The organism is Pseudomonas sp. WS 5146 (genome assembly GCF_012985495.1).
Lineage (GTDB): Bacteria > Pseudomonadota > Gammaproteobacteria > Pseudomonadales > Pseudomonadaceae > Aquipseudomonas > Aquipseudomonas edaphica.
Genome location: NZ_JAAQWL010000012.1, coordinates 65,439 through 89,064 on the forward strand (window position 1 = coordinate 65,439; position 23,626 = coordinate 89,064).

Annotated in this window: 20 protein-coding genes and 4 tRNA genes; 16 read left to right on the forward strand and 8 right to left on the reverse strand. The window is 59.1% G+C overall.

Annotated elements, in window-relative coordinates; genetic code table 11:
• Nucleotides 1-180: 180 nt before the first annotated feature.
• Complete coding sequence (locus tag HBO41_RS25195) at nucleotides 181-591, forward strand: hypothetical protein (protein WP_138450370.1); 411 nt, start codon at nucleotides 181-183, stop codon at nucleotides 589-591.
• Here HBO41_RS25195 and HBO41_RS25200 read toward each other — a convergent pair.
• A complete protein-coding gene (locus HBO41_RS25200) occupies nucleotides 588-749 on the reverse strand; it encodes a hypothetical protein (RefSeq protein ID WP_017136458.1) in 162 nt (53 codons plus the stop codon). The genes HBO41_RS25195 and HBO41_RS25200 overlap by 4 nt on opposite strands.
• Before the next feature lie 197 nt (nucleotides 750-946).
• Here HBO41_RS25200 and HBO41_RS25205 point away from each other — a divergent pair, with 197 nt between their 5' ends.
• The gene (locus tag HBO41_RS25205) at nucleotides 947-1,609 is read left to right on the forward strand and encodes a peptidase C39 family protein (protein WP_017136459.1); all 663 of its coding nucleotides are present in this window, start codon (nucleotides 947-949) and stop codon (nucleotides 1,607-1,609) included.
• A gap of 34 nt (nucleotides 1,610-1,643) precedes the next feature.
• Here HBO41_RS25205 and pbpG read toward each other — a convergent pair whose 3' ends face one another.
• Together pbpG and folD are read right to left on the reverse strand one after the other, a co-directional pair.
• Nucleotides 1,644-2,567 carry a D-alanyl-D-alanine endopeptidase gene (pbpG, locus tag HBO41_RS25210; RefSeq protein ID WP_169988161.1) on the reverse strand — a complete coding sequence of 308 codons (924 nt, stop codon included), beginning with the start codon at nucleotides 2,565-2,567 and terminating at the stop codon, nucleotides 1,644-1,646.
• A 208-nt stretch (nucleotides 2,568-2,775) separates the two neighbouring features.
• Nucleotides 2,776-3,630: a bifunctional methylenetetrahydrofolate dehydrogenase/methenyltetrahydrofolate cyclohydrolase FolD gene (gene folD, locus HBO41_RS25215; RefSeq protein ID WP_169988164.1), complete on the reverse strand. Its 855-nt coding sequence runs from the start codon at nucleotides 3,628-3,630 to the stop codon at nucleotides 2,776-2,778.
• Nucleotides 3,631-3,906: 276 nt separating this feature from the next.
• Here folD and HBO41_RS25220 point away from each other — a divergent pair.
• From HBO41_RS25220 to HBO41_RS25240, 5 genes are all read left to right on the forward strand, one after another.
• Nucleotides 3,907-3,983 (forward strand) — tRNA-Arg (locus tag HBO41_RS25220).
• Nucleotides 3,984-4,015: 32 nt separating this feature from the next.
• A tRNA-His gene (locus HBO41_RS25225) sits at nucleotides 4,016-4,091 on the forward strand.
• Nucleotides 4,092-4,147: 56 nt separating this feature from the next.
• Nucleotides 4,148-4,232, forward strand: a tRNA-Leu gene (locus tag HBO41_RS25230).
• Between the two features lie 76 nt (nucleotides 4,233-4,308).
• Nucleotides 4,309-4,384 (forward strand) — tRNA-His (locus HBO41_RS25235).
• A gap of 168 nt (nucleotides 4,385-4,552) precedes the next feature.
• Nucleotides 4,553-5,146 carry an RNA polymerase sigma factor gene (locus HBO41_RS25240; RefSeq protein WP_099550018.1) on the forward strand — a complete coding sequence of 198 codons (594 nt, stop codon included), beginning with the start codon at nucleotides 4,553-4,555 and terminating at the stop codon, nucleotides 5,144-5,146.
• A gap of 2 nt (nucleotides 5,147-5,148) precedes the next feature.
• Here HBO41_RS25240 and HBO41_RS25245 read toward each other — a convergent pair whose 3' ends face one another.
• A complete protein-coding gene (locus tag HBO41_RS25245; protein WP_032865532.1) occupies nucleotides 5,149-5,409 on the reverse strand; it encodes a hypothetical protein in 261 nt (86 codons plus the stop codon).
• A 224-nt stretch (nucleotides 5,410-5,633) separates the two neighbouring features.
• On the opposite strand from HBO41_RS25245, the gene tig reads away from it, so the two are divergent.
• From tig to HBO41_RS25275, 6 genes are all read left to right on the forward strand, one after another.
• The gene (gene tig / locus HBO41_RS25250; RefSeq protein WP_017136463.1) at nucleotides 5,634-6,944 is read left to right on the forward strand and encodes a trigger factor; all 1,311 of its coding nucleotides are present in this window, start codon (nucleotides 5,634-5,636) and stop codon (nucleotides 6,942-6,944) included.
• 91 nt (nucleotides 6,945-7,035) lie between these two features.
• Nucleotides 7,036-7,671, forward strand: coding sequence for an ATP-dependent Clp endopeptidase proteolytic subunit ClpP (clpP, locus tag HBO41_RS25255; protein ID WP_003174822.1), 636 nt, complete (start codon nucleotides 7,036-7,038; stop codon nucleotides 7,669-7,671).
• Between the two features lie 112 nt (nucleotides 7,672-7,783).
• Nucleotides 7,784-9,067 carry an ATP-dependent Clp protease ATP-binding subunit ClpX gene (gene clpX / locus HBO41_RS25260; RefSeq protein WP_169988167.1) on the forward strand — a complete coding sequence of 428 codons (1,284 nt, stop codon included), beginning with the start codon at nucleotides 7,784-7,786 and terminating at the stop codon, nucleotides 9,065-9,067.
• A gap of 199 nt (nucleotides 9,068-9,266) precedes the next feature.
• The gene (gene lon, locus HBO41_RS25265) at nucleotides 9,267-11,663 is read left to right on the forward strand and encodes an endopeptidase La (protein WP_017136465.1); all 2,397 of its coding nucleotides are present in this window, start codon (nucleotides 9,267-9,269) and stop codon (nucleotides 11,661-11,663) included.
• A 148-nt stretch (nucleotides 11,664-11,811) separates the two neighbouring features.
• Entirely contained in the window at nucleotides 11,812-12,084 is a 273-nt protein-coding gene (locus tag HBO41_RS25270; protein ID WP_003174819.1) for an HU family DNA-binding protein, read from the forward strand.
• A 232-nt stretch (nucleotides 12,085-12,316) separates the two neighbouring features.
• The gene (locus HBO41_RS25275; protein WP_169988169.1) at nucleotides 12,317-14,191 is read left to right on the forward strand and encodes a SurA N-terminal domain-containing protein; all 1,875 of its coding nucleotides are present in this window, start codon (nucleotides 12,317-12,319) and stop codon (nucleotides 14,189-14,191) included.
• Between the two features lie 165 nt (nucleotides 14,192-14,356).
• Here HBO41_RS25275 and nhaA read toward each other — a convergent pair whose 3' ends face one another.
• From nhaA to HBO41_RS25290, 3 genes are all read right to left on the reverse strand, one after another.
• Nucleotides 14,357-15,685, reverse strand: a complete 1,329-nt coding sequence (gene nhaA / locus HBO41_RS25280) for a Na+/H+ antiporter NhaA (protein ID WP_099550020.1) — start codon at nucleotides 15,683-15,685, stop codon at nucleotides 14,357-14,359.
• A gap of 122 nt (nucleotides 15,686-15,807) precedes the next feature.
• The gene (locus HBO41_RS25285; RefSeq protein ID WP_169988241.1) at nucleotides 15,808-17,109 is read right to left on the reverse strand and encodes a chloride channel protein; all 1,302 of its coding nucleotides are present in this window, start codon (nucleotides 17,107-17,109) and stop codon (nucleotides 15,808-15,810) included.
• 49 nt (nucleotides 17,110-17,158) lie between these two features.
• Nucleotides 17,159-18,346: an MFS transporter gene (locus tag HBO41_RS25290; protein WP_138450707.1), complete on the reverse strand. Its 1,188-nt coding sequence runs from the start codon at nucleotides 18,344-18,346 to the stop codon at nucleotides 17,159-17,161.
• Nucleotides 18,347-18,463: 117 nt separating this feature from the next.
• On the opposite strand from HBO41_RS25290, the gene HBO41_RS25295 reads away from it, so the two are divergent.
• Together HBO41_RS25295 and HBO41_RS25300 are read left to right on the forward strand one after the other, a co-directional pair.
• Nucleotides 18,464-19,360, forward strand: a complete 897-nt coding sequence (locus HBO41_RS25295) for a LysR family transcriptional regulator (protein WP_099550022.1) — start codon at nucleotides 18,464-18,466, stop codon at nucleotides 19,358-19,360.
• Nucleotides 19,361-19,452: 92 nt separating this feature from the next.
• Complete coding sequence (locus HBO41_RS25300; RefSeq protein ID WP_169988171.1) at nucleotides 19,453-20,331, forward strand: DUF2242 domain-containing protein; 879 nt, start codon at nucleotides 19,453-19,455, stop codon at nucleotides 20,329-20,331.
• Nucleotide 20,332: 1 nt separating this feature from the next.
• Here HBO41_RS25300 and aceE read toward each other — a convergent pair whose 3' ends face one another.
• Nucleotides 20,333-22,993 carry a pyruvate dehydrogenase (acetyl-transferring), homodimeric type gene (aceE, locus tag HBO41_RS25305; RefSeq protein ID WP_169988173.1) on the reverse strand — a complete coding sequence of 887 codons (2,661 nt, stop codon included), beginning with the start codon at nucleotides 22,991-22,993 and terminating at the stop codon, nucleotides 20,333-20,335.
• Between the two features lie 145 nt (nucleotides 22,994-23,138).
• Between aceE and HBO41_RS25310 the strand changes: the two genes are divergently transcribed.
• Nucleotides 23,139-23,609, forward strand: coding sequence for a MarR family winged helix-turn-helix transcriptional regulator (locus tag HBO41_RS25310; protein WP_017136473.1), 471 nt, complete (start codon nucleotides 23,139-23,141; stop codon nucleotides 23,607-23,609).
• Nucleotides 23,610-23,626: the final 17 nt, after the last annotated feature.

The following is a 23,626-nucleotide window of genomic DNA, read 5'->3' on the forward strand; positions in this document are numbered from 1 at the left end:
CCGACCCACCTAACACGCACCTTTCAGCCAGGTGAAGGAACATTTAGTTAACGGCTGAAGATCGTTTCATATGTATTCATTTGTTCTACATAAGGCCGCTCTCCAAGCTTGTAACCCATCGGCGGCGATACAGTTGAATCGCTTCCAACCTTTTTTACTGAAGCCCTTTGGAGCCCTGCCATGTCATTCAAACCTCTGTTGTTGATCCCCGCGCTTGGTGTTGTTTTGTTGTTGTCAGCCTGCGCCGGCCCCATCCCTAAAGCTGACCCGAGCGAGGCGTGGATTGGTCTGAAGGAAGAAGCGCCAAATGACCTGATGGCCGAGCGCGTCGATGGCCACCGCGTGGATGACGGTCGCTATTTTGAAGTGACGCCGGGGGACCATCGTTTGGATGTGACACTGTTTGAAGAAGAGCCGGGCGACGACAACCAGCAAGACTGCCAGGGCCGGGTCGAGTACAAGAACTTCAAGGCGGGTGAGCACTACACGCTGGTGGAATCCAGCCTGGGCACCACCGTGCGTGCCGTGCTCAAGGACGGTCGCGGCAAGGAAGTGGCCGCGACTCAAGACTTCAGTTGCATGCCTGGCTAGGCGTGATGCACCGCGGCCTTGTGCGGCTTGGCGGGTGCAGCCGGTGTGACATGGGGGTGGTGATGCCGACGCGTTACGCGCATCACGCCCCACAGCATGGCGGCGGCTACTGACAGCCAACCGCAGACCAACAGGAAAATCGTTGTTGCAAGGCTCATTCTGGCCTCCTTTCGCCCCGCTGGGGGCACACACAGTCTTCTCAATGGACAGTCTAGCCAGCTGACGGTTGCGTGCTATTGACCAATGGTCGAATCGGTCCAACTTGTTGGCTATATCAGCAGCCTGTCGCTACTCCCTAAACGCGATTGGGCTATGATCTGGGCCCTTACCGGCCGTTGATCAAGAGAGTAAAAAATTGCGCTTACGCTCGAACGTTAAAACCTCCTTGCTGCTGGCGTGCGCCCTCGGGCTGGCGGCGTGTTCCGGGCACCCGTCGAAACTGGCGGGGTTGCCGGAGCGCGTTGAACTCACGGGTGTGCCGGCGTATCGCAGCGAGGCCTATCAGAGCGGTCCTTCAGCTTTAGCCAGCATGCTGTCGCAACAAGGCATTGTCATGACACCCGGCTTGCTGGACAAACCGCTGCACTTACCGGGTGGCGAGGCGAACCTTGAGCGCAATATGCAGGTGCTGGCGCGTGAATACGGGCTGATGGTGTACCCGCTGGACAGCCAGCTGACGGCCGTGCTGGCGCAAGTGGCGGCGGGTTACCCGGTGATGGCGCGGATCAACCCGAGCATGTGGTCGGGCACGCGTTATGTTGTGGTGGTGGGGTTCAATCAGCAGAAAAGCACCGTGCTGCTGCGCTCGGGCATGGACCGACGGCTGTTGATGAGCTTCAGTAATTTTGAGTCGGCGTGGAAGAGCGCGGGGCACTGGGCGATTTTGACCCAGCGCCCGAGCCAGTTGCCGGCGAATGTGGATGTGCAGCGCTGGCGCGATTCTGCCAATGCCACGGCGCAGGCAGGGCAGGAGCAGGCGGCTGCGCAGGCGCTCAAGGTATTGGCGGAAAGAAAGTAAAAACGCTGAAGGCTATAGCCAGCTCCCACATTATTCAGCGGCGTACTTCAGCGGCGTTCGGGCGATTCTTCAGGTTCTTGTCGGCCTTGTAGCGCAAGGCCACGTCCGGCACCGAACCGCCGCGCCCGGTTTCGACCCAGTTGCGGATACGCGTGGCATCGGCAAAGTGGGTGAACTTGCCGAACGCATCAAGGATCACCAGCGACACCGGGCGGTTGCCCATGCTGGTCACCAGCACCAGGCAGTGGCCGGCCTGGTTGGTGAAGCCGGTCTTGGTCAGCTTGATATCCCAGTTGGCGCGGTTGATCAGGTGATCGGTGTTGGAGAAACCCAAGGTGTAGTTGGGCTTGCGGAACGCCACGGTCTTTTCCTTGGTGGTGCTCAGTTGGCTCAGCATCGGGTATTTACGCGCGGCGGCCAGCAGCTTGCTCAGGTCGCGGGCGGTGGACACGTTGTGAATCGACAGGCCGGTGGGCTCCACGTAGTGCGTGCTGGTCATGCCCAGTGCCTTGGCCTTGGCGTTCATCGCTGCAATAAACGCCGGGTAGCCGCCCGGGTAGTGGTGGGCCAGGCTGGCGGCGGCGCGGTTTTCCGAGGACATCAGGGCGATCAGCAGCATTTCCTTGCGCGGCATTTCGCTGCCGATTTTCACCCGGGAGAACACGCCTTTCATTTCTGGCGTGTCCTTGATGTTGATGTCGATGTACTCATCCATGTTCTGTTTGGCTTCGAGCACGATCAGGCCGGTCATCAGCTTGCTGACGGAGGCAATCGGCACCACCACGTCGGGGTTGCTGGAATAGATGACTTTGTTGGTCTGCAGGTCGACCAGGATGGCGCTGCCGGAAGCAATCTGCAGTTTTGAAGTATCACGCGGGGCGAGGGTGGTTTCGCTGGCGTGCGCGAAGGTGCCTGTAAGTGCAAAAAATAGGCTGACAAGAGAGAGACGAATTTTCACGCGGGTGAACTCGCTAAAAAAGTAAGGAAAATGCCGTTCGAGAACGGTTTTTTGATAAATGCCGTTACATTTTAGGAGTATGGACGAAGAACTGTCGAATGTTCTTCTAGATCCAGACGAAAGTGCTTAAAAACTAAGAAAAAAGGGTTTTTAGCCGTTCAATAAAAAGCCCTGCGATAAGGCAGGGCTTTTTCAGTACGGCAGGTTATTAGCCGTGCAGGCTTTCTGCGGCATACAGGGTGTTTTCCAGCAGGCACGCACGGGTCATCGGGCCGACACCGCCGGGTACCGGGGTGATCCAGCCGGCACGGGGCAGGGCGGTTTCGTACACCACGTCGCCGACCAGCTTGCCGTCGTCCTGACGGTTGATGCCCACATCGATCACGATCGCGCCTTCCTTGATCCACTCGCCCTTGACCAGGCCCGGCTTGCCCGCGGCAACCACCACCAGGTCGGCACGGCCAACATGGCCGGCGAGGTCTTTGGTGAAACGGTGGGTGACAGTCACGGTGCAGCCGGCCAGCAGCAGCTCCATGGCCATCGGGCGGCCAACAATGTTGGAGGCACCAACGACTACGGCATCCAGACCGTACAGATCGACGCCGGTGCTCTCCAGCAGGGTCATGATGCCCTTCGGGGTGCAGGGGCGCAGCAGCGGGATGCGTTGGGCCAGGCGGCCGACGTTATAGGGGTGGAAGCCGTCGACGTCTTTGTCCGGGCGGATGCGCTCCAACAGTTTGGAGGCGTCCAGGTGCTCGGGCAGTGGCAGTTGCAGCAGGATACCGTCAATGGCCGGGTCGTCGTTGAGGCCGTCGATCAGGTCGGTAAGCGCCTGCTGGGTGGTCTCGCAAGGCAAGTCGTAGGCCTTGGAAATAAAGCCGACCTCTTCACAGTCTTTACGCTTGTGCGAGACATAAACCTGAGAGGCAGGATCGCTGCCGACCAGGATCACCGCGAGGCCAGGCGTGCGCAGACCTTGCAGGCGGCGCTCGGTGACTCGTTTGGCGATCTGCTGGCGCAGGCTGGCGGCGATTGATTTGCCGTCGATAAGTTGTGCAGTCATTACGCGTGATTAACCATCGAGAGGGGGAAGAAAAGTGCGCGCATTCTCGCACGCCATGACGTGAGGGCAAAGGCGCTTGGTCTGCAAATTGCCCTAACCCCTTAAATAAAATCAGTTTTTTTCAAAAAAGATTTGACGGGTATCAAGGCCGTCTATACTATTCGTCGCACTTGTCGGGCACAGCCTAGCACTGGTTAAGAAGGTCGAGCAGATAGAGCTGTTCTGCAAGGCTGGAAGCATTTAGTTTGTAATCTTCAACGAGTACAGATTAATAAGGCGCCCGTAGCTCAGCTGGATAGAGCATCCGCCTTCTAAGCGGATGGTCGCAGGTTCGAGTCCTGCCGGGTGCGCCATTAGGCAGCTTTGGCACAAGTAGCGCTATATGGTGGGCGTAGCTCAGTTGGTAGAGCACGGGATTGTGACTCCCGTTGTCGAGGGTTCGATCCCCTTCGTCCACCCCATATTTAGAAAGGCGCCAGATTAATCATCTGGCGCCTTTGCTTTAAGAGTTTCAAGCGCGGATGTGGTGGAATTGGTAGACACACTGGATTTAGGTTCCAGCGCCGCGAGGCGTAAGAGTTCGAGTCTCTTCATCCGCACCAATTAAGCGTCACCCAGCCATCAGGCAGGGTGAGGCCAGACAAGGAAGGTGTTCGAGTTCCTTGTTGAAGCAATATGGTGGGCGTAGCTCAGTTGGTAGAGCACGGGATTGTGACTCCCGTTGTCGAGGGTTCGATCCCCTTCGTCCACCCCATATTTTAAAAAGCGCCAGATCAATGATCTGGCGCTTTTTTTTGCATCCAAAAAATGCCCTGCCGCGTATGTACTGACGAGGATGGCCGTGGATGGGCCTGGATCCTCATCCGCTGCTACGTGGAGGGTCTGAAAAATGTTGGCACAACAGCAGGATCAAAGTCAGGGAATGGCGGTTGGCGAGGCGCATTTGCTCGGGCGCCTGCTGTTGGGGGAGCAATCGGCCTATTGCGACCTGGTTAAAACCCATCAGGGCGCCATGCGTGCGGTGGCTTCGGCGATCGCCGGGCATCGGCATGTCGATGATGTGGTGCAGGATGCCTGGTTGGCGATTGTGCGCGGGCTGAGTGGTTTTCAGGGGCGCTCCAGCCTCAAGACCTGGGTGCTGACGATTACGGCCAATAAAGCCAAGGGCCGCTATGGTCGGAGTCGGCGCGAAGTGTTTTTCGATGACTCGCAGGGTCAGGAGCGCTTTTGCGCCGCCAGTGGCCAGTGGCTGTCGGCACCGGCGGGCTGGCATGAAGATACGCCCGAGGCGCTGGTCAGTGAAGACGAACTGCGCGCCTGTATCGAGCGCGCGTTGCAGGAACTGTCGACGCTTCAGAGCGCTGCGCTTGTGCTGCGTGAGCGGGTAGGGCTTGAGCTTGAGGAGATTGCCGAGTTGCTGGGCGTCAGTCTGTGCAATGCGCGGGTGCTGCTGCATCGGGCGCGCAGTCGGGTTTTTGCCGCCATCGACCGGCATCAGGCCTGTGGCGTTGATTGACGTCAAGAAAAAACAAGCATTCTCAATGCCTTGGCGTTAGAATCGTTGCCGGTTTTGAGCGTGTAGAACTGATCCGCGGCTATATAAGGGTCGGTACAGCTATTTAATAGCGAATAACGGCGCAGTACCTGAAAAAGGGCTGTGCCGTTTTTGTTTGAGTGTTTTGAGTTTCCGGGGTAGGGCGTTTCATCGTATTTGTGTTTCTCGATGCTGCTGCCACACCCTTCGACCTTGCTTGCAGGGTCGCTCGCCGGGGTGTGCATCCAACCTCTTCTATATATAGAAGGGCTGGCGCTAGAGCCCTGGCGTGATGCGCTGTATTTGCTAACGGGATGAGGTGCATGCGTGCACTTGAACCTATAAATGGCCTGCTGTTTTTCCACCCGTTTTCAGTAGGGTGACTTCTTGAGTTTGACCCACTAGAATGCATGCCCTTGATTCTGGGGTCGGAAACGGCCGGCTAACGTCTGTGCAACGAGGAATATCCATGCAAGTTTCTGTTGAAAATACTACTGCCATCGAGCGCCGCCTGAGCATCACCGTGCCGGCAGAGCGTATTGAGACTGCGGTCAACAAGCGTCTGCAGCAGACTGCCCAAAAGGCCAAGATCGCTGGTTTCCGTCCAGGCAAAGTGCCAATGAGCGAAATCAAGCGTCGTTTTGGTGCCGATGCGCGTCAGGAAGCTGTTGGTGACGTGATCCAGGCTTCCTTCTACGAAGCCGTTGTCGAGCACAAGCTGAACCCAGCGGGTTCGCCTTCGATCGAGCCTAAGTCCCTGGAAGCCGGTAAAGACCTGGAATACGTTGCCGTATTCGAAGTGTTCCCGGAATTCACCGTTGCCGGTTTCGAAGACATCGCCGTTGAGCGCCTGAGCGCTGACGTGGCAGATGCCGACCTGGACAACATGCTGGAAATCCTGCGCAAGCAGAACACCCGTTTTGAAGTGGCCGACCGTGCCGCCCAGAACGAAGACCAGCTGAACATCGATTTCGTTGGCAAGGTTGACGGCGAAGCATTCGCTGGCGGCTCCGCCAAGGGCACCCAGCTGGTGCTGGGTTCCAACCGCATGATCCCGGGCTTCGAAGACGGCCTGGTTGGCGCCAAGGCCGGTGAAGAGCGCGTTCTGAACCTGACTTTCCCTGCTGACTACCAGAACCTGGACCTGGCCGGCAAAGCCGCCGAGTTCACCGTGACCGTCAACAGTGTTTCCGAGCCTAAGCTGCCTGAGCTGAACGAAGAATTCTTCGCCCAGTTCGGTATCAAGGAAACCGGCATCGACGGCTTCCGTACCGAAGTTCGCAAGAACATGGAGCGTGAGCTGCGTCAGGCCATCAAGTCCAAGGTCAAGAACCAGGTGATGGATGGTCTGCTGGCCGCCAACCCGATCGAAGTGCCGAAGGCACTGCTGTCCAACGAAGTGGATCGCCTGCGCGTTCAAGCGGTTCAGCAGTTCGGTGGCAACATCAAGCCTGACCAGCTGCCGGCCGAGCTGTTCGAAGAGCAAGCCAAGCGCCGCGTTGTGCTGGGTCTGGTCGTGGCTGAAGTGGTCAAGCAATTCGACCTCAAGCCTGACGAAGATCGCGTTCGCGAAATGATCCAGGAAATGGCTTCGGCCTACCAGGAGCCTGAGCAGGTCGTGGCTTGGTACTACAAGAACGACCAGCAACTGAACGAAGTACGTTCGGTTGTGCTGGAAGAACAAGTTGTGGATACTGTTCTGCAGAAGGCTAAGGTGACCGACAAAGCGGTCTCTTACGAAGAAGCAGTCAAACCGGCGGAAGCAGCACAAGCCGACTGATTGTCCAACTCGTTCGAAATATAACCATAAGCCAGCCTCGCGCTGGCTTATGCGTTTTCAAGACATGACTATTTGGGAGTAACTGCAGAGCATGTTCCGTAATTCCTATATTCAGCAGAACTCTGATATCCAGGCCGCTGGCGGCTTGGTCCCGATGGTTGTCGAGCAATCTGCTCGTGGCGAACGCGCCTATGACATCTACTCGCGCCTGCTCAAGGAGCGAGTGATTTTTCTGGTCGGCCCGGTAGAGGACTACATGGCCAACCTGATCTGCGCGCAACTGCTGTTCCTTGAAGCGGAAAACCCGGACAAGGACATCCATCTTTACATCAACTCCCCGGGCGGCTCGGTTACTGCAGGCATGTCGATCTACGACACCATGCAGTTCATCAAGCCAAACGTGTCGACCACGTGCATCGGCCAGGCCTGCAGCATGGGCGCTTTCCTGCTGACCGCAGGTGCCGAGGGCAAGCGTTACTGCCTGCCGAACTCGCGCGTGATGATTCACCAGCCGTTGGGCGGTTTCCAGGGCCAGGCATCGGACATCGAAATCCACGCCAAGGAAATCCTGTTTATTCGTGAGCGTCTGAACACGCTGATGGCCAAACACAGCGGGCACACCCTGGAAGAAATCGAGCGTGATACCAACCGCGACAATTTCATGAGCGCTGAAGCTGCTCGTGAATACGGGTTGATCGACGCAGTGATCGAAAAGCGCCCCGCTTAATATAAGCACCTCAAAATAAGGCTGGTCGGCATGTCCGACCACCGGCGGGCTTGAAAAAGCCCGCATAAGCCTTCATCTTGTGTTGCAAGCCTATCGGATTTGGATCGAACGAATGACTGACACCCGCAACGGCGAGGACAACGGCAAGCTGCTCTATTGCTCCTTCTGCGGCAAAAGCCAGCATGAAGTACGCAAATTGATTGCCGGCCCCTCGGTGTTTATCTGCGACGAGTGCGTCGACCTGTGCAATGACATCATCCGCGAGGAGGTGCAGGAAGCCCAGGCCGAGAGCAGCGCGCATAAATTGCCTTCGCCTAAAGAAATCAGCGGCATCCTTGATCAGTATGTGATTGGTCAAGAGCGTGCAAAAAAGGTTTTGGCGGTAGCGGTGTACAACCACTACAAGCGCTTGAACCAGCGTGACAAGAAAGGCGACGAAGTCGAACTCGGCAAGAGCAACATCTTGCTGATTGGTCCTACAGGCTCGGGTAAAACCCTGCTTGCAGAAACCCTCGCTCGTCTGCTGAACGTTCCATTCACCATCGCCGACGCCACCACCCTCACCGAGGCTGGCTACGTGGGTGAAGATGTCGAGAACATCATTCAGAAGCTGCTGCAAAAGTGCGACTACGACGTAGAGAAGGCCCAGATGGGTATTGTCTACATCGACGAAATCGACAAGATTTCGCGCAAGTCCGACAACCCGTCGATCACTCGGGACGTTTCCGGTGAAGGCGTGCAGCAAGCCCTGTTGAAACTGATCGAAGGCACGGTTGCTTCCGTACCGCCACAAGGCGGCCGCAAGCACCCGCAGCAGGAATTCCTTCAGGTTGATACGCGCAACATCCTGTTCATCTGTGGCGGTGCTTTCTCGGGGCTGGAAAAGGTTATTCAGCAACGTTCCACCCGTGGCGGCATCGGCTTCGGTGCAGAAGTGCGCAGCAAGGAAGAAGGCAAGAAGGTGGGCGAGTCCCTGCGTGAAGTCGAGCCTGACGATCTGGTCAAGTTCGGTCTGATCCCGGAATTCGTTGGCCGTCTGCCGGTCCTGGCCACGTTGGACGAGCTGGATGAGGCTGCTCTGATTCAGATCCTCACCGAGCCGAAAAACGCCCTGACCAAGCAATACGCCAAGCTGTTCGAGATGGAAGGTGTAGACCTCGAGTTCCGTACCGACGCGCTCAAATCAGTGGCCAAGCGGGCACTGGAGCGCAAGACCGGTGCACGTGGCCTGCGTTCGATCCTCGAAGGCGTGTTGCTCGACACCATGTACGAAATCCCCTCGCAATCCGAGGTGAGCAAGGTGGTGATCGACGAAAGCGTTATCGAAGGCAAATCCAAGCCACTGTATATCTACGAAAACAGTGAGCCGGCTGCCAAGGTTGCACCTGACGCGTAAGCGTCAAGCCGTCGCAGTACAAGCAAGGGCCTTTCGAGGCCCTTTCTTTTTATGTGGCGGTTTTTCGGGGCGGTTTGTGTTTTGCGGTTAAATTCGCGTTTATTCATGCGTTTAACTGCTGGCATTGAGCTTGTTTTTTTTGCGTACAGCCCCCATCTTGGTTTCAAGCTAATTTTTCAACTGTCATAGAGGCGAAATCATGAAGACAACCATTGAATTGCCTCTCCTGCCGTTGCGTGATGTCGTCGTCTATCCGCACATGGTTATCCCGCTGTTCGTGGGGCGCGAGAAGTCTATCGAAGCCCTCGAGGCTGCGATGACGGGCGACAAGCAGATCCTGCTGTTGGCCCAGAAGAATCCTGCTGATGATGATCCAGGCGAAGATGCCCTGTATCGGGTCGGTACCGTTGCGACTGTTCTGCAATTGCTCAAGTTGCCCGATGGCACCGTCAAGGTGCTGGTCGAAGGCGAGCAGCGTGGTGCGGTCGAGCGCTTCATGGAGGTGGACGGTCACCTGCGCGCCGAAGTGGCGCTGATCGACGAAGTCGAAGCCCCTGAGCGCGAATCCGAAGTGTTTGTGCGCAGCCTGCTCTCGCAGTTCGAGCAGTATGTGCAACTGGGCAAGAAAGTCCCGGCTGAAGTGCTGTCGTCCCTCAACAGCATCGATGAGCCAAGCCGCCTGGTCGACACCATGGCCGCGCACATGGCGCTCAAGATCGAGCAGAAGCAGGACATCCTCGAAATCATCGACCTGCCGGCCCGTGTTGAACACGTGCTGGCGCTGCTGGATGGTGAAATCGACCTGCTGCAGGTTGAGAAGCGCATCCGTGGTCGCGTGAAGAAACAAATGGAGCGCAGCCAGCGCGAGTACTACCTGAATGAGCAGATGAAGGCCATTCAGAAAGAACTCGGCGACAGCGAAGAAGGCCACAACGAAGTCGAAGAGCTGAAAAAGCGCATCGACGCCGCCGGCCTGCCTAAAGACGCCCTGACCAAGGCCATGGCTGAGCTGAACAAGCTCAAGCAAATGTCGCCAATGTCGGCCGAAGCCACCGTGGTGCGTTCCTACATCGACTGGCTGGTGCAGGTGCCGTGGAAAGCTCAGACCAAAGTGCGCCTGGACCTGGCCCGTGCCGAAGAGATCCTTGACGCCGACCACTACGGCCTCGAAGAAGTCAAAGAACGCATCCTCGAATACCTCGCCGTGCAAAAGCGCGTGAAGAAAATTCGTGGCCCGGTGTTGTGCCTGGTCGGGCCTCCGGGTGTAGGTAAAACTTCCCTGGCCGAGTCGATTGCCAGTGCCACCAACCGTAAGTTTGTGCGCATGGCCCTTGGCGGTGTGCGTGATGAAGCGGAAATTCGTGGCCATCGCCGTACGTACATCGGTTCGATGCCAGGAAGATTGATTCAAAAGATGACGAAGGTGGGTGTGCGCAACCCGCTGTTCCTGCTCGATGAAATCGACAAAATGGGCAGCGACATGCGTGGCGATCCGGCCTCGGCGTTGCTCGAAGTGCTCGACCCCGAGCAGAACCACAATTTCAACGACCATTACCTGGAAGTCGACTACGACTTGTCCGACGTAATGTTCCTGTGCACCTCCAACTCCATGAACATCCCGCCAGCCCTGCTGGACCGGATGGAGGTGATTCGTCTGCCGGGTTACACCGAAGACGAGAAGATCAACATCGCCGTCAAATACCTCGCGCCCAAGCAGATTTCGGCCAATGGCCTGAAAAAGGGCGAGATCGAATTTGACGTCGAAGCGATCCGCGACATCGTGCGTTACTACACCCGCGAAGCCGGTGTGCGTGGCCTTGAGCGTCAGATTGCGAAGATCTGCCGCAAAGCGGTCAAGGAGCACTCGCTGGAAAAACGCTTCTCGGTGAAGGTGGTTGCCGATTCCCTGGAGCACTTCCTGGGCGTGAAGAAATTCCGTTACGGCCTGGCTGAGCAGCAGGATCAGGTAGGGCAGGTGACGGGCTTGGCGTGGACCCAGGTGGGCGGCGAACTGCTGACCATCGAAGCGGCGGTTATCCCGGGCAAAGGCCAGCTTATCAAGACCGGTTCGTTGGGTGATGTGATGGTCGAATCGATCACCGCCGCGCAGACCGTGGTGCGCAGCCGCGCCAAGAGCCTGGGGATCCCCCTGGACTTCCACGAGAAGCACGACACCCACATCCACATGCCGGAAGGGGCGACCCCCAAAGACGGCCCTAGCGCCGGTGTAGGCATGTGCACGGCACTGGTGTCGGCACTGACTGGCATTCCTGTGCGTGCCGATGTGGCGATGACCGGGGAAATTACCCTGCGGGGTCAGGTATTGGCCATCGGTGGTCTGAAAGAGAAATTGCTCGCTGCACACCGAGGCGGTATCAAGACCGTGATCATTCCGGAAGAGAATGTTCGCGACTTGAAGGAAATTCCTGACAATATCAAGCAGGATCTTCAGATTAAACCGGTTAAATGGATTGACGAGGTCCTGCAAATTGCGTTGCAATACGCGCCGGAGCCCTTGCCGGATGTGGCTCCGGAGATTGTCGCGAAGGACGAAAAACGCGAGTCCGATTCCAAGGAAAGAATTAGCACGCATTAATGCGAATGAGCCTGGGGGCTTCCTTGACAGCTTTTTAGAGCCCTTGTTATAAAGCGGCTCTTAAGTGTCTGTAGGCCATTCAGCACTGGTTTTTGCTTTCACCAAAAAACTTAGAATCATACTCAATAGATATATAAGGGGACTTAGAGTGAACAAGTCGGAACTGATTGATGCTATCGCCGCATCCGCTGATATCCCGAAAGCTGCTGCTGGCCGTGCGCTGGACGCAGTAATCGAATCCGTCACTGGCGCTCTGAAGGCCGGCGACTCCGTGGTACTGGTAGGCTTCGGTACTTTCTCTGTGACTGACCGCCCAGCTCGCACTGGCCGTAACCCACAGACTGGCAAAGCACTGCAAATCGCTGCTGCCAAAAAACCAGGTTTCAAAGCCGGTAAAGCCCTGAAAGAAGCGGTTAACTAAGCTTCGTTCAAGCCTTGCCTACCCGGGTCAGACGCAGGTCTGGCCTGGCAGCGGAGCGGCAGCTGACCCACGTATCCATCGGGTCGCCAGGGCCTGGGGTGTTGGTTCAAAACCCCGTCCGCTCCGCCAGTTACGAGAAGGCGCATCCTCGGATGCGCCTTTCTTCTATCCGGACTCTACCCACGCTCCACGGTTGCCTAATTTTTGAAGATCAACCGTTTCTGGGGGACGCATGCTGCAAAATATCAGGGACAATTCACAAGGCTGGATTGCCAAGACCATTATCGGGATCATCGTCGCATTGATGGCGTTCACCGGTATCGAGGCCATTTTCCAGGCTTCGGGTAACAACAAGCAGGACGTGGCCAAGGTCAACGGTGAAGAAATCACCCAGACCGAACTGGGCCAGGCCGTTGACATGCAACGTCGCCAGCTGATGCAACAGCTGGGCAAGGATTTCGATGCTTCGCTGCTGGACGAAAAACTGCTGCGCGAAGCGGCTCTGAAGGGCCTGATCGATCGCAAGCTGTTGCTGCAAGGCGCCGCTGATTCCAAGTTCGGCTTCTCTGAAGCTGCGCTGGACCAAGTGATCCTGCAGACGCCGGAATTCCAGGTGGACGGCAAGTTCAGTGCCGAACGCTTTGACCAGGTGATCCGTCAGCTGGGCTACACCCGTATGCAATTCCGTCAGATGCTGACCCAGGAAATGCTGATCGGCCAGGTTCGCGCAGGCATCGCCGGCAGCGGTTTCGTCACCGACGCCGAAGTGCTGGCTTTCGCCCGTCTGGAAAAACAGACCCGCGATTTTGCCACCGTCAACATCAAGACTGACCCTGCGGCGGTGAAGCTCACCGACGATGAGGTCAAGGCTTACTACGACAAGCACGCCAAAGAGTTCATGACCCCGGACCAAGTGGTCATCGATTACCTGGAACTGAAGAAGTCTTCCTTCTTCGACCAGGTCACCGTCAAGGACGAAGAGCTGCAGGCTGCCTATCAGAAAGAAACCGCCAACCTCGCTGAACAGCGTCGTGCCGCGCACATTCTGATCGAAGTCAACGACAAGACCACCGACGCGCAAGCCAAGGCCAAGATCGAAGACATCCAGGCACGCCTGGCCAAGGGTGAGAAGTTCGACGCCCTGGCCAAGGAGTTCTCCCAGGATCCAGGTTCGGCCAACAATGGCGGTGACTTGGGCTTTGCCGGCCCTGGCGTCTACGACCCGGACTTCGAAACCGCCCTGTATGCCTTGAACAAGGACCAGGTGTCGGCGCCGGTGCGCACCACTTTCGGTTGGCACTTGATCAAGCTGTTGGGCGTTGAAGCACCTGAAGTGCCATCGTTTGCCAGCCTGAAAGACAAGCTGACCCGCGAGCTCAAGACCCAGCAGGTCGAGCAGCGTTATGTCGAAGCGACCAAGCAATTGGAAGACGCGGCATTCGAAGCCTCCGACCTGGCTCAGCCGGCGTCCGACCTGAAGCTGACCGTGCACACGTCCGCGCCGTTTGGCCGTGAAGGTGGCGAAGGTGTTGCGGCCAACCGTGCCGTGGTCACCGCAGCGTTCAGCCCGGAAGTGCTGGATGAAGGTGCCAACAGCAGCGCTATCGAGCTGGACCCGGAAACCATCATCGTGCTGCGTGCCAAAGAGCATCTGAAGCCTGCGCAACTGCCGCTGGAAAGCGTGTCGGCTGCGATCCGCACCCAGATGACCAAAGAGCGCGCCATCGCGGCTGCCAAAACCCATGCCGACGAGTTGATCGCCAGCCTGCGTGACGGCAAGACCCCGTTGAACCAGCTGATCGACGGCCAGGCCTGGAAGGTCACTGAAGCGGCGACCCGTAACGCTGAAGCGATCGAGCCGGCCGTGCTGCAAGCCCTGTTCCGCATGCCTAAGCCTGCGGCCAAGGACAAGCCGACCTTCACCACCGTGACCCTGGCTGACGGTAGCCTGGTGATCGTGCGCTTGAACGGCGTCAACGAAGCTGCAGCCCCTACCGACGAAGAAAAGGCGCAATACCGCCGCTTCCTCGCCTCGCGTATTGGCCAGCAGGACTTTGCTGCCTACCGCAAGCAGTTGGAAACCAAGGCTGACATCAAGAAGTTCTGATGTTGGTTTGAATAGAAAAGCCCCCGGTCTGAAAGGACCGGGGGCTTTTTTTTTGCGCAATTGTCGGCTCAGAACTGATCGTTCCCACACTCTGCGTGGTAATGCATCCCGTGACGCTCTGCGTCACCCGTACGCAAGTACAGAAAGCGGGACGCGCAGACGGGCTCAGAACTTCAGTTTGCCCCAGCTCAAGCCAATCACAGCTGCCACGGTCGAGGCCGTCAGCACACTCAGTTTGGCCGCTGCCAACAGTTCCGGGTCGGAGAAGGCCAGGGACGAGATAAAGATCGACATGGTAAAACCAATCCCCGCCAGCAGGCCGACCAGGCCGACACCGCTCCAGGTGACTCCGTCGGGCAGCTTGCAGATATTGAGTTTGACCAGCGTGATGCTCGCCAGCATCACGCCCAACGGTTTGCCGATCACCAGGGCGAAGATCACGCCCATAAACACGCCATGGGGCAGCGGATGCTCAAGGTTCAAGCCTTGCAAGCTGACACCGGCATTGGCCAGGGCGAACAACGGCATCACACCGAATGCGACCCACGGATGCAACGCCGACTGCACGCGCTGCACCGGCGGCATCAGTTCGCGCTGGGCTTCGCGCAGTTGCTTGAGCGGCTTGGCGACCTGGTGCGAGTCTTCGGCCGGTCGCGAGAGGCGATCCATCAGTTCGTTGAAGGTGCGGCCGATGGTGTCCAGTGGGCGTTCGGTGGTCGGTTTGGAGCTGACCGGCGTCATCAGGCCCAGGATCACCCCGGCGAGGGTCGGGTGCACGCCGGTCTTGAGCAGGCCGAACCAGACAATCGCCCCCGGCAGCAGATAGATCGCCGCCTTGCTGATGCCCATTCGTTGGAACACCAACACCAGGGCTAACCCACCTGCGGCAACCACCAGACCCATGTAGTCCAGGCTTGCAGTGAAAAACACCGCAATGATCAGGATCGCAACGATGTCGTCGATAATGGCCAGTGCCAGCAGCAGGACGCGTACACCGCTGGGGATGGATTTGCCCAACAGCGCCAGCACGCCGACGGCAAAGGCAATGTCGGTGGCGGTGGGCACGGCCCAGCCACTCGCGGCGGCGGTGCCATGGTTGAGCGCGGTGTAGATAATGGCCGGCATCACTACGCCACCCAGTGCGGCGCCCAGCGGCAGGGTCGCGAGTTTCAGGTTGGCGAGTGCGCCGTCCTTTATTTCCTGACGTATCTCCGCACCTACCACCAGGAAGAAAATGGTCATCAGGCCGTCATTGACCAGAAAGTGCAGGGAGCGCGACACACTGAAATCGCCCAGCCCGAGGGTAATCGGGGTGTTCCAGAAGTGTTCGTAGGACGCGGCGGCCGGGCTGTTGGCCCAGATCAACGCTGCAATGGCCGCCAGCAACAGGACGATGCCGCTGACGGCTTCGATGCGTGAAAACCGCTCAAGGGCCGACAGTGCGCCCTCGGTCAATGCCTGGGGGCGAGGGATGGCAGGGTGTTTTTTGGGCACGACAAGTCTCCATTGGCGGCCCGACCAATGCTTTGCTTTAACCTGCGTTGTGCCCTATGCAGTCACGCACCCAGGGTGATGATAGGAAGTTGATGAATAAGTTGTAAACAATGTTGTCAGGGTTAAGGGCTTTTTGTCGGTGGGTGCAGAAACCCGCGCGCCAATTGCTGGTACAACTCCGGCCCCATCCGCGAACTGACGGCTTTGGCAATCAGCGACACCGCCATCAGGCTGATCACCATCCCGTGGCTGTCGATCATCTCCATTACGATGATCGCCGAGGTGATCGGCGATTGCGTCACGGCAGCCAGGAAGCCCACCATGCACAGCGCAATGATCGGTTGCGCTGCCAGCGTGAAAAACTCGGCTGCGTTGGCGCCCACGGCCGCGCCGACCGCCAGCGACGGGGCAAAAATGCCGCCCGGAATTCCGGAAAAATACGTCACGACCGTCGCCAGAAAACGCGTGACAGGCGCATGCCACGGCAGGCCGACATCGGCGGCAATGATCTGCGAAGTAATCCCGTAGCCGCTGCCGAAGGACATCCCGCCGCTGAGCCAGCCCAGGATTGCGACCACCAGCCCACACGCCCCGGCGAACCAAACCGGGTGGGCGCGCCGCCATTCCCAGACCACAAACCTGTGGTAGCGCTGGGGCCACAGCAGCATGCGACTGAACAGCCCGCCGAGCACGCCACAGCCGATGCCTGCCGCCAATACCGGAACAATGATGTCGAGCTTGATCCCTTCAACGTCCAGGTGGCCAAAATAGTTGTAATTGCCCTGCAGGGCGATGGCGACCATCCCCGACAAAATAATGGTGCTGAGCAATACCCCGCTGGTGCGGGTTTCTAGCTTGCGCCCCAATTCTTCTACTGCGAAGGCGACGCCGGCCAGCGGCGTATTGAACGCGGCGGCGATACCGGCGGCGCCGCCGGCCAGGATCAAGTCTTCGCTGCGGATGATGCGTGCATTGGGCAGGTAGCGATGAAAGAAATGCATGATCGATGCCGCCACTTGCACGGACGGCCCTTCGCGCCCGGCAGAGAAACCGCCGGTCAACGCCAGTGTTCCGAGGCCTATCTTGGCCAATGCGATGCGCAATGACACCAGCTTGCTGACGTCCTGTCCTTTGTTGGCCAGGCGAGTAGCGGCGATGACCTGGGGAATGCCACTGCCTTGGGCTCCGGCAAAAAAACGTGTGGTCAGCCACACCACCAGCATGCCCACCAGCGGTGTGTAGAGGAAGGGCAGCCACGGATGGGCGCTGGATTGCTCGGCGAACTGAGTGAGCGCCACGTCAGCCAGGCGCGCAAACATCACCACCATCAGCCCGGCGATGGTGGCGCCGGCCCACAGGGTGATCCGGGTGCGCCAACGCAGCGAGGTAAAGCGGCGGCGCAGTGAAATGAACGGTTTGATCACCCAGGTGAATTCCGAATAAGTTTCAGGGTGTTTCAAGATTAACCGTATATCAAGCGCTTGTCCTCGCGATGCGCCGTGTCGCGGCCAATGCCAAAAGCACCAACCCGGCAACCGCCCACGGGAACAACGCCACCCCCGATGTTTGTAGCAACATACCGCCTGCTAGCCCGCCGCCGGCAATCCCCAGGTTCCACACCGTCACCAGCATTGACTGCGCTGCGTCAGCCGAGTCGCCGGCAGACTTGGCCAGTGCCGTTTGCAACAGCGCCGGCAAGCCACCAAAGGCCAGGCCCCACAGCGCCACGCTGGCATACACCGCACGGGTGGAGGTCATCCACACGCCCAGTGCCAGGGCCGATACGGCAAACATCACGCAACTGATGATCAGCAGGCGCCGCAAGTGTTGATCAATCAGCATGCCCGTCAGCCAGATACTCAACAGGGCCGCCAAGCCGAATACCAGCAGTATCCGGTCGATGTCGGCGACTATTCCGGCGGGCACCAGTAACGGCGCGATGTAGGTGTAGAGAATGTTGTGCGCCAGCACGTAGGTAAAGGTCACCCACAACACTGGACGAATACCTGGCAGGCTCAGTACCTGGCGCAAGCCCAGGCGCTTTTGTTCCGGCTGGCCGGCGAAGTCCGGCAGTTGCCAGCGCGCCCACACCAACAGCAACAGCGTCAGCCCGGTCATGATTGCAAAGCTCAGGCGCCAGCCCACCGCAGCGCCGAGGAACGTACCGGCAGGTACACCCAGTGACAAGGCCAGCGGTGCGCCGAGCATGGCCACAGCAATCGCCCGGCCTTGCAGGTGCGGGGCCACCATTCGGCTGGCGTACCCGGCCAGCAGTGCCCAGAGCAACCCGGCGAACACCCCGGCAAAAAAGCGCGCGGCCAGGGTCAGCCCGTAATGGGTGGACAGTGCCGTCACGCTGTTGACCAAGGCAAAGCCGCCGATGGCAATCAGCAGCAAAGGGCGCCGCCGCCAGCCTCGGGTCAGTAGGGTGAGGGGGATGGCCGCGAGTAACGAGCCAAGGGCATACAGGGTCACCAGTTGGCCGACTAACGCCTGTGAAACCTGCAGCCCTTCGCCCATCTGAGGCAGCAGCCCGGCCGGCATGGCCTCGGTGAGAATCGTGATAAACCCTGCGCACGCCAACGCCAGTAAGCCGGCGAGAGGCAGTGCGTCCTTTACGGCCGTGGCGGCCGGGCCGGTAATCGAAGGGCAGTCGCTCATGTAGCGTCTCCATGCAAAAGGTCAGGAGGCAGAGTAGGGGGCTGCGGGTTGCGGAAAAACAGGCTAAGGTTCCGAACTTATCGGACGTCAGTGTCCGCAATCAAAAAGGGTAGGGCAATGGACAGTCTGAGCGGCCTTTCGGTGTTCGTGCAGGTTGCAGAAACCCGCAGCTTCACCGCAGCTGGCCGCGTTTTGGGGGTGTCATCTTCGGCGGTGGGCAAAAGCATCGCGCGCATGGAAGAACGCCTGGGCGTACGGCTGTTTCATCGCAGCACACGCAGCGTCACCCTGACCGGCGAAGGCGCGTTGTTCCTCGAGCGCTCGCGGCGGATTCTGGCCGAGGTGGAGGCGGCCGAGCAGGAGCTGACTGAGGCCGGCGCCACGCCCCGAGGCACGCTGCGCATCAGCTTGCCGCAGGTGCGTGGGCTGTTGATGCCGGTGCTCAGCGATTTTATGCGCGCCTACCCGGACATCGAGCTGGATGTGGATTTTTCTGACCGCATGGTGGACGTGATCGAGGAAGGTTTTGATGCGGTGATTCGTACCGGCAAGCCGGAAGATTCGCGGCTGATGGCACGTCATCTGGGGCATTACCAACTGGTGTTGGTGGCCTCGCCAGGCTACCTGGCGCAATACGGCACCCCGCAACACCCGCAGGACTTGAGCGACCATGCCTGCCTGCGCCACAAATTCTGCGCCACCGGCAAGCTGGAACCCTGGCCACTGCGCCATGTGCCCGGCGTGGCGGAGCCGGTGTTACGTGCGCCGCTGATCAGCACCACCATCGAGTCCCTCAACTATGTGGTGCACGAAGGTTTGGGCATCGCCTGCCTGCCGGACTTCATGGTCAAGGAGGCGGTGCGCCAGGGGCGTCTGCAACGGGTGCTGGATGAGCACCTGGTCCACCGTGGCAGTTTCTGGATGCTGTGGCCCTCGAGTCGCTTTGCCTCGGCCAAGCTGCGGGTGTTTATCGACCATATGTCTGCCGGGCTTTTCCCTGCGCAGGCGGTGTAATAACGCTGTGACGTTTTACCGACAGGAATGTGCGCGCCAACCCTGCGTTCTGTTGCACAATAGCGCCCTGACTGTTTTCCTCAGGATTTTCGATGTCGACATCATTTCACTTGCGTAGCCTCGGGTTGGCGCTGGTGCTGGCGGGCGCTGCGGGCTGCTCGTCACCCAAGACCGCTATTTATGAACATGAGAATTTCGACGACTCCGGTACGTTCTCCCGTGATTACCCGGTCAGCGATGTGGCGGCCTGTGAAGCGGCGCGACGTGCGCTGTTGAGCCAGGGTTACATCATCACCAGCAGCGACCCCAAGCTGGTGGTGGGTAACAAGAGTTTCCAGCAAACCGGCGAAACCCATCTGCAAATCAGCTTCAACGTGGTATGTGCCGATGATGGCAAAGGCGCCAAGCACTCAACCATGTTCGCCAACGCCTTGCAGGACCGCTACGCGCTGAAGAAGGTCAACAACTCCGCCAGTCTCGGCGTGGGTGTGTTGGGCTCGGTGTCGATGCCGATCGGCTCAACCGATGATTCGATGGTCAAGGTGGCCAGCGAGACAGTGACGGCACCGAAGTTTTACGATCGCTACTTCTCGCTGGTGGATGTGTTCCTGCCCCAGGACGTGAAGGCGGCCGAGCATATTCCAGAGAAGCCCAAGGCTGAGCTGGGCATGCCGGAGCCGAAAGCGGCTGCGCCTGCCGATAAGGTAGCGCCTGCCGATAAGGTAGCGCCTGCCGATAAGGTAGCGCCCGCCGATAAGATAGACGCGCCCAAAGACGCTCCGGTAGCGCCCGCCGTGTCGGAACCGCTGGCACCGCCGCCGGAGGCGGCACCGATTGCGCCACAGGCCGAGCCGGCGCCGACCACTGCGCCAACACCTGCACCGGCTGCGGAACCAGCCCCATCGCCGACCAACCCGAACCTGCCGGCGCCGACAGAGGCGATTCCACCGCTGCCAACGCCTGGGCGGTAACTCAGACGGCTACGGGGTTCGTCTTGTCGACGTTTATCCCGTAGCGGCTGATGGCCTCGCTCACCTTGTCACGCCCGATCACGCCGTCATCGGCCAGCGCCTTCAGCGCCGCCAGCACGATGAAGTGGCGGTCCACCTCAAAGAACTCGCGCAGGGTTTCGCGGGTGTCCGATTGCCCAAAGCCATCGGTGCCCAGCGCCACAAAACGGCGGCCGTGTACAAACGGGCGGATCTGGTCGGCGAATAACTTCATATAGTCCGTCGCCACCACCACCGGCCCGCTGTGTCCGGCCAGGCTGGTTTCCACGTAGCTCGCACGCGGTTCGTCCTGCGGATGCAACAGGTTCCAGCGCTCCACGGCGTGCCCGTCGCGGCGCAATTCGGTCAGGCTGGTGGCGCTCCAGACATTACTGGCTACGCCAAAGTCCTTGTCGAGCAGTTGCGCTGCGCCAATTACTTCGCGCAGGATCGAGCCGCTGCCCATCAATTGCACCTGCGCCTGGGGGGACGTGCTCAGCGGATACAAGCCTTTGAGAATCCCGTCCTCCACGCCTTCGGGCATGGCCGGGTGCGGGTAGTTCTCGTTGAGCAGGGTGATGTAGTAGTAAATGTCCTCTTGTTCGACGTACATGCGCCGCATGCCTTCGCGAATGATCACCGCCAGCTCGTAGGCAAAAGTCGGGTCATAGGCGACGCAGCAGGGGATCACCGACGCCAGGATGTGGCTGTGGCCGTCGTCATGCTGCAAGCCTTCGCCCATCAGCGTGGTGCGGCCGGCCGTGGCGCCCAGCAGAAAGCCGCGAGCGCGGGCATCGCCGGCGGCCCAGGCCAGGTCGCCGACGCGCTGGAAACCGAACATCGAATAGAAAATGTAGAACGGCACGGTCATCAAGCCGTGATTGCTGTAGGACGTACTCGCCGCAATCCACGAAGAAATAGCCCCGGATTCATTCAGGCCTTCCTGCATGATCTGTCCGTCTTTGCTCTCTTTGTAGTAGCTCAATTGCCCGGCGTCTTGTGGGGTGTAGAGCTGGCCGACGGCGGAATGAATGCCGATCTGGCGGAACAGGCTCTCCATGCCGAAGGTGCGCGACTCGTCCGGCACGATGGGTACGATCAGCTTGCCCAGGTGCGGGTCTTTCAACAGCGTGCCGAGGATGCGCACAAACGCCATGGTGGTGGAGATGGCACGCTCGCCGGTGTCTTTGAGTTGGGTGGCAAAGGCGCTCAGTTCGGGAATCTGCAAGGCCTCGACTGCAGTGTGTCGTGCTGGCACATAGCCGCCCAACGCCTGGCGACGGGCAGCGAAGTAGTGGGCTTCTTCGCTGTCGGCGGCGGGCTTGAGGTAAGGGATTTCGTCGAGCTGGTCATCGGCCACTTCCAGGCCGAAGCGGTCGCGAAAGGCTTTTACTGCATCAGCGCCCATCTTCTTCAACTGGTGATTGATGTTCTGGCCCTCGCCCGCTTCGCCCATGCCGAAGCCCTTGACGGTTTTGGCCAGGATCACCGTCGGTTGGCCCTTGTGGCGCACGGCAGCGGCGTAGGCATTGTAGACCTTGTCCGGGTCGTGGCCACCGCGTGAGAGTTTCCAGATATCGTCGTCGGACATGTCGGCAACCAGCGCCAGTAATTGCGGGTATTTGCCGAAGAAATGTTCACGCACATAGGCGCCGTTCTGGGATTTGTAGTTCTGGTAGTCGCCGTCCACGCACTCCATCATGCGTTGTCGCAACAGGCCGCTCTGGTCCTTTTCCAGCAGCGCATCCCAGCCGCCGCCCCAGATCACCTTGATCACATTCCAGCCGGCGGCGCGGTACAGGCTTTCGAACTCCTGGATCACCTTGGCATTGCCACGCACCGGGCCATCCAGGCGCTGCAGGTTGCAGTTGACTACAAAGATCAGGTTGTCGAGCTTCTCGCGGCCGGCCAGGGAGATGGCCGCTAGGGATTCCGGCTGGTCCATTTCGCCGTCGCCCAGAAACGCCCACACCTTGCGGCCTTGGTGTTGCTTGAGGTCACGGAACTCCAGGTAGCGCATAAAGCGCGCCTGGTAGGCGGCGGTAATCGGGCCCAGGCCCATCGATACTGTCGGGAACTGCCAGAAGTCCGGCATCAGCCGTGGGTGCGGGTAAGAGGACAAGCCCTCGCCACCGGCCTCGCGGCGGAAGTTGTCCAGCTGCGCTTCGCTGATGCGGCCTTCGAGGTAGGCGCGGCCGTAAATGCCCGGGGAGGAGTGGCCCTGGATGTACACCAGGTCGCCGTCGAAGGTATCGGTTCGGCCACGGAAGAAGTGGTCAAAGCCTACGTCGTACAGGACGGCGGCCGACGCGTAGGTCGCAATATGCCCACCAACACCCGAGTGTTTACCCGCACGCAGCACCATCGCCATGGCATTCCAGCGAATAAACGCATTGGTGCGCCGCTCGATGGCCAGGTTGCCGGGGTAGGGCAATTGGCGGTCAACCGCGATGGTGTTGACGTAAGGCGTGGTCACCCGCCCGTAGAAGTCACCATGGCGTGCAACGTCGAAATCCAGCAACTGATCAATCAGGTAGTGGGCACGCGGGCGGCCTTCGGTGGACAGCACCGATTCGATGGACTCCAGCCACTCGCGGGTTTCCTGTGGATCGTCGTCCCGTCTTACTGCGTTATTGGGGGTCATGTGAGGCTCCAGGGTAGGCGGATTTCAAGCAGCGGGCTCCTTGTGGGAGTTGCGCAAATGTAATTGCAATTGCAACTACATGACTGAATCTAGCGCGGGATGAGCTACTATTGCAACCTTCTTGAAATTCCCCGGATGGTGTTGCATGTCGTCGAAAGAGCCAGATGTATGGTTCCGTTTTGTCAGGGCCCACAGGACGGTCATCCGAGAAATCGAACGCCGCCTGGCTGCAGCAGACCTGCCGCCCTATGCCTGGTATGACGCGTTATGGGGCCTGGAAAGCGGCCCCGACGGCACACGGCGCATGCACGAATTGGCCGATGTGCTGGCGATTGAGCGCTACAACCTCACACGCCTGGTAGACCGCCTGGAAAAGGACGGCCTGGTAGTGCGTTCACGCTCCGACGGCGATGGCCGCGCAGCGTTTGCCTCGATCACCGAGGCCGGCCGGGTGTTGCGTAAAAAGATGTGGAAAATCTACGAAAGCACGGTGGATGAGCTGTTCCTGTCGCAAATCGAGCCTGAGCAGCGCCAGCTGTTTGCCGATACCTTGGAGCGCACTGCGGGGTTGGCGGTGGAGGCGGGCGTGCAAACCCGCAGTCGACGCAAGGCCTGAGGTGCAATGCGAGCTTG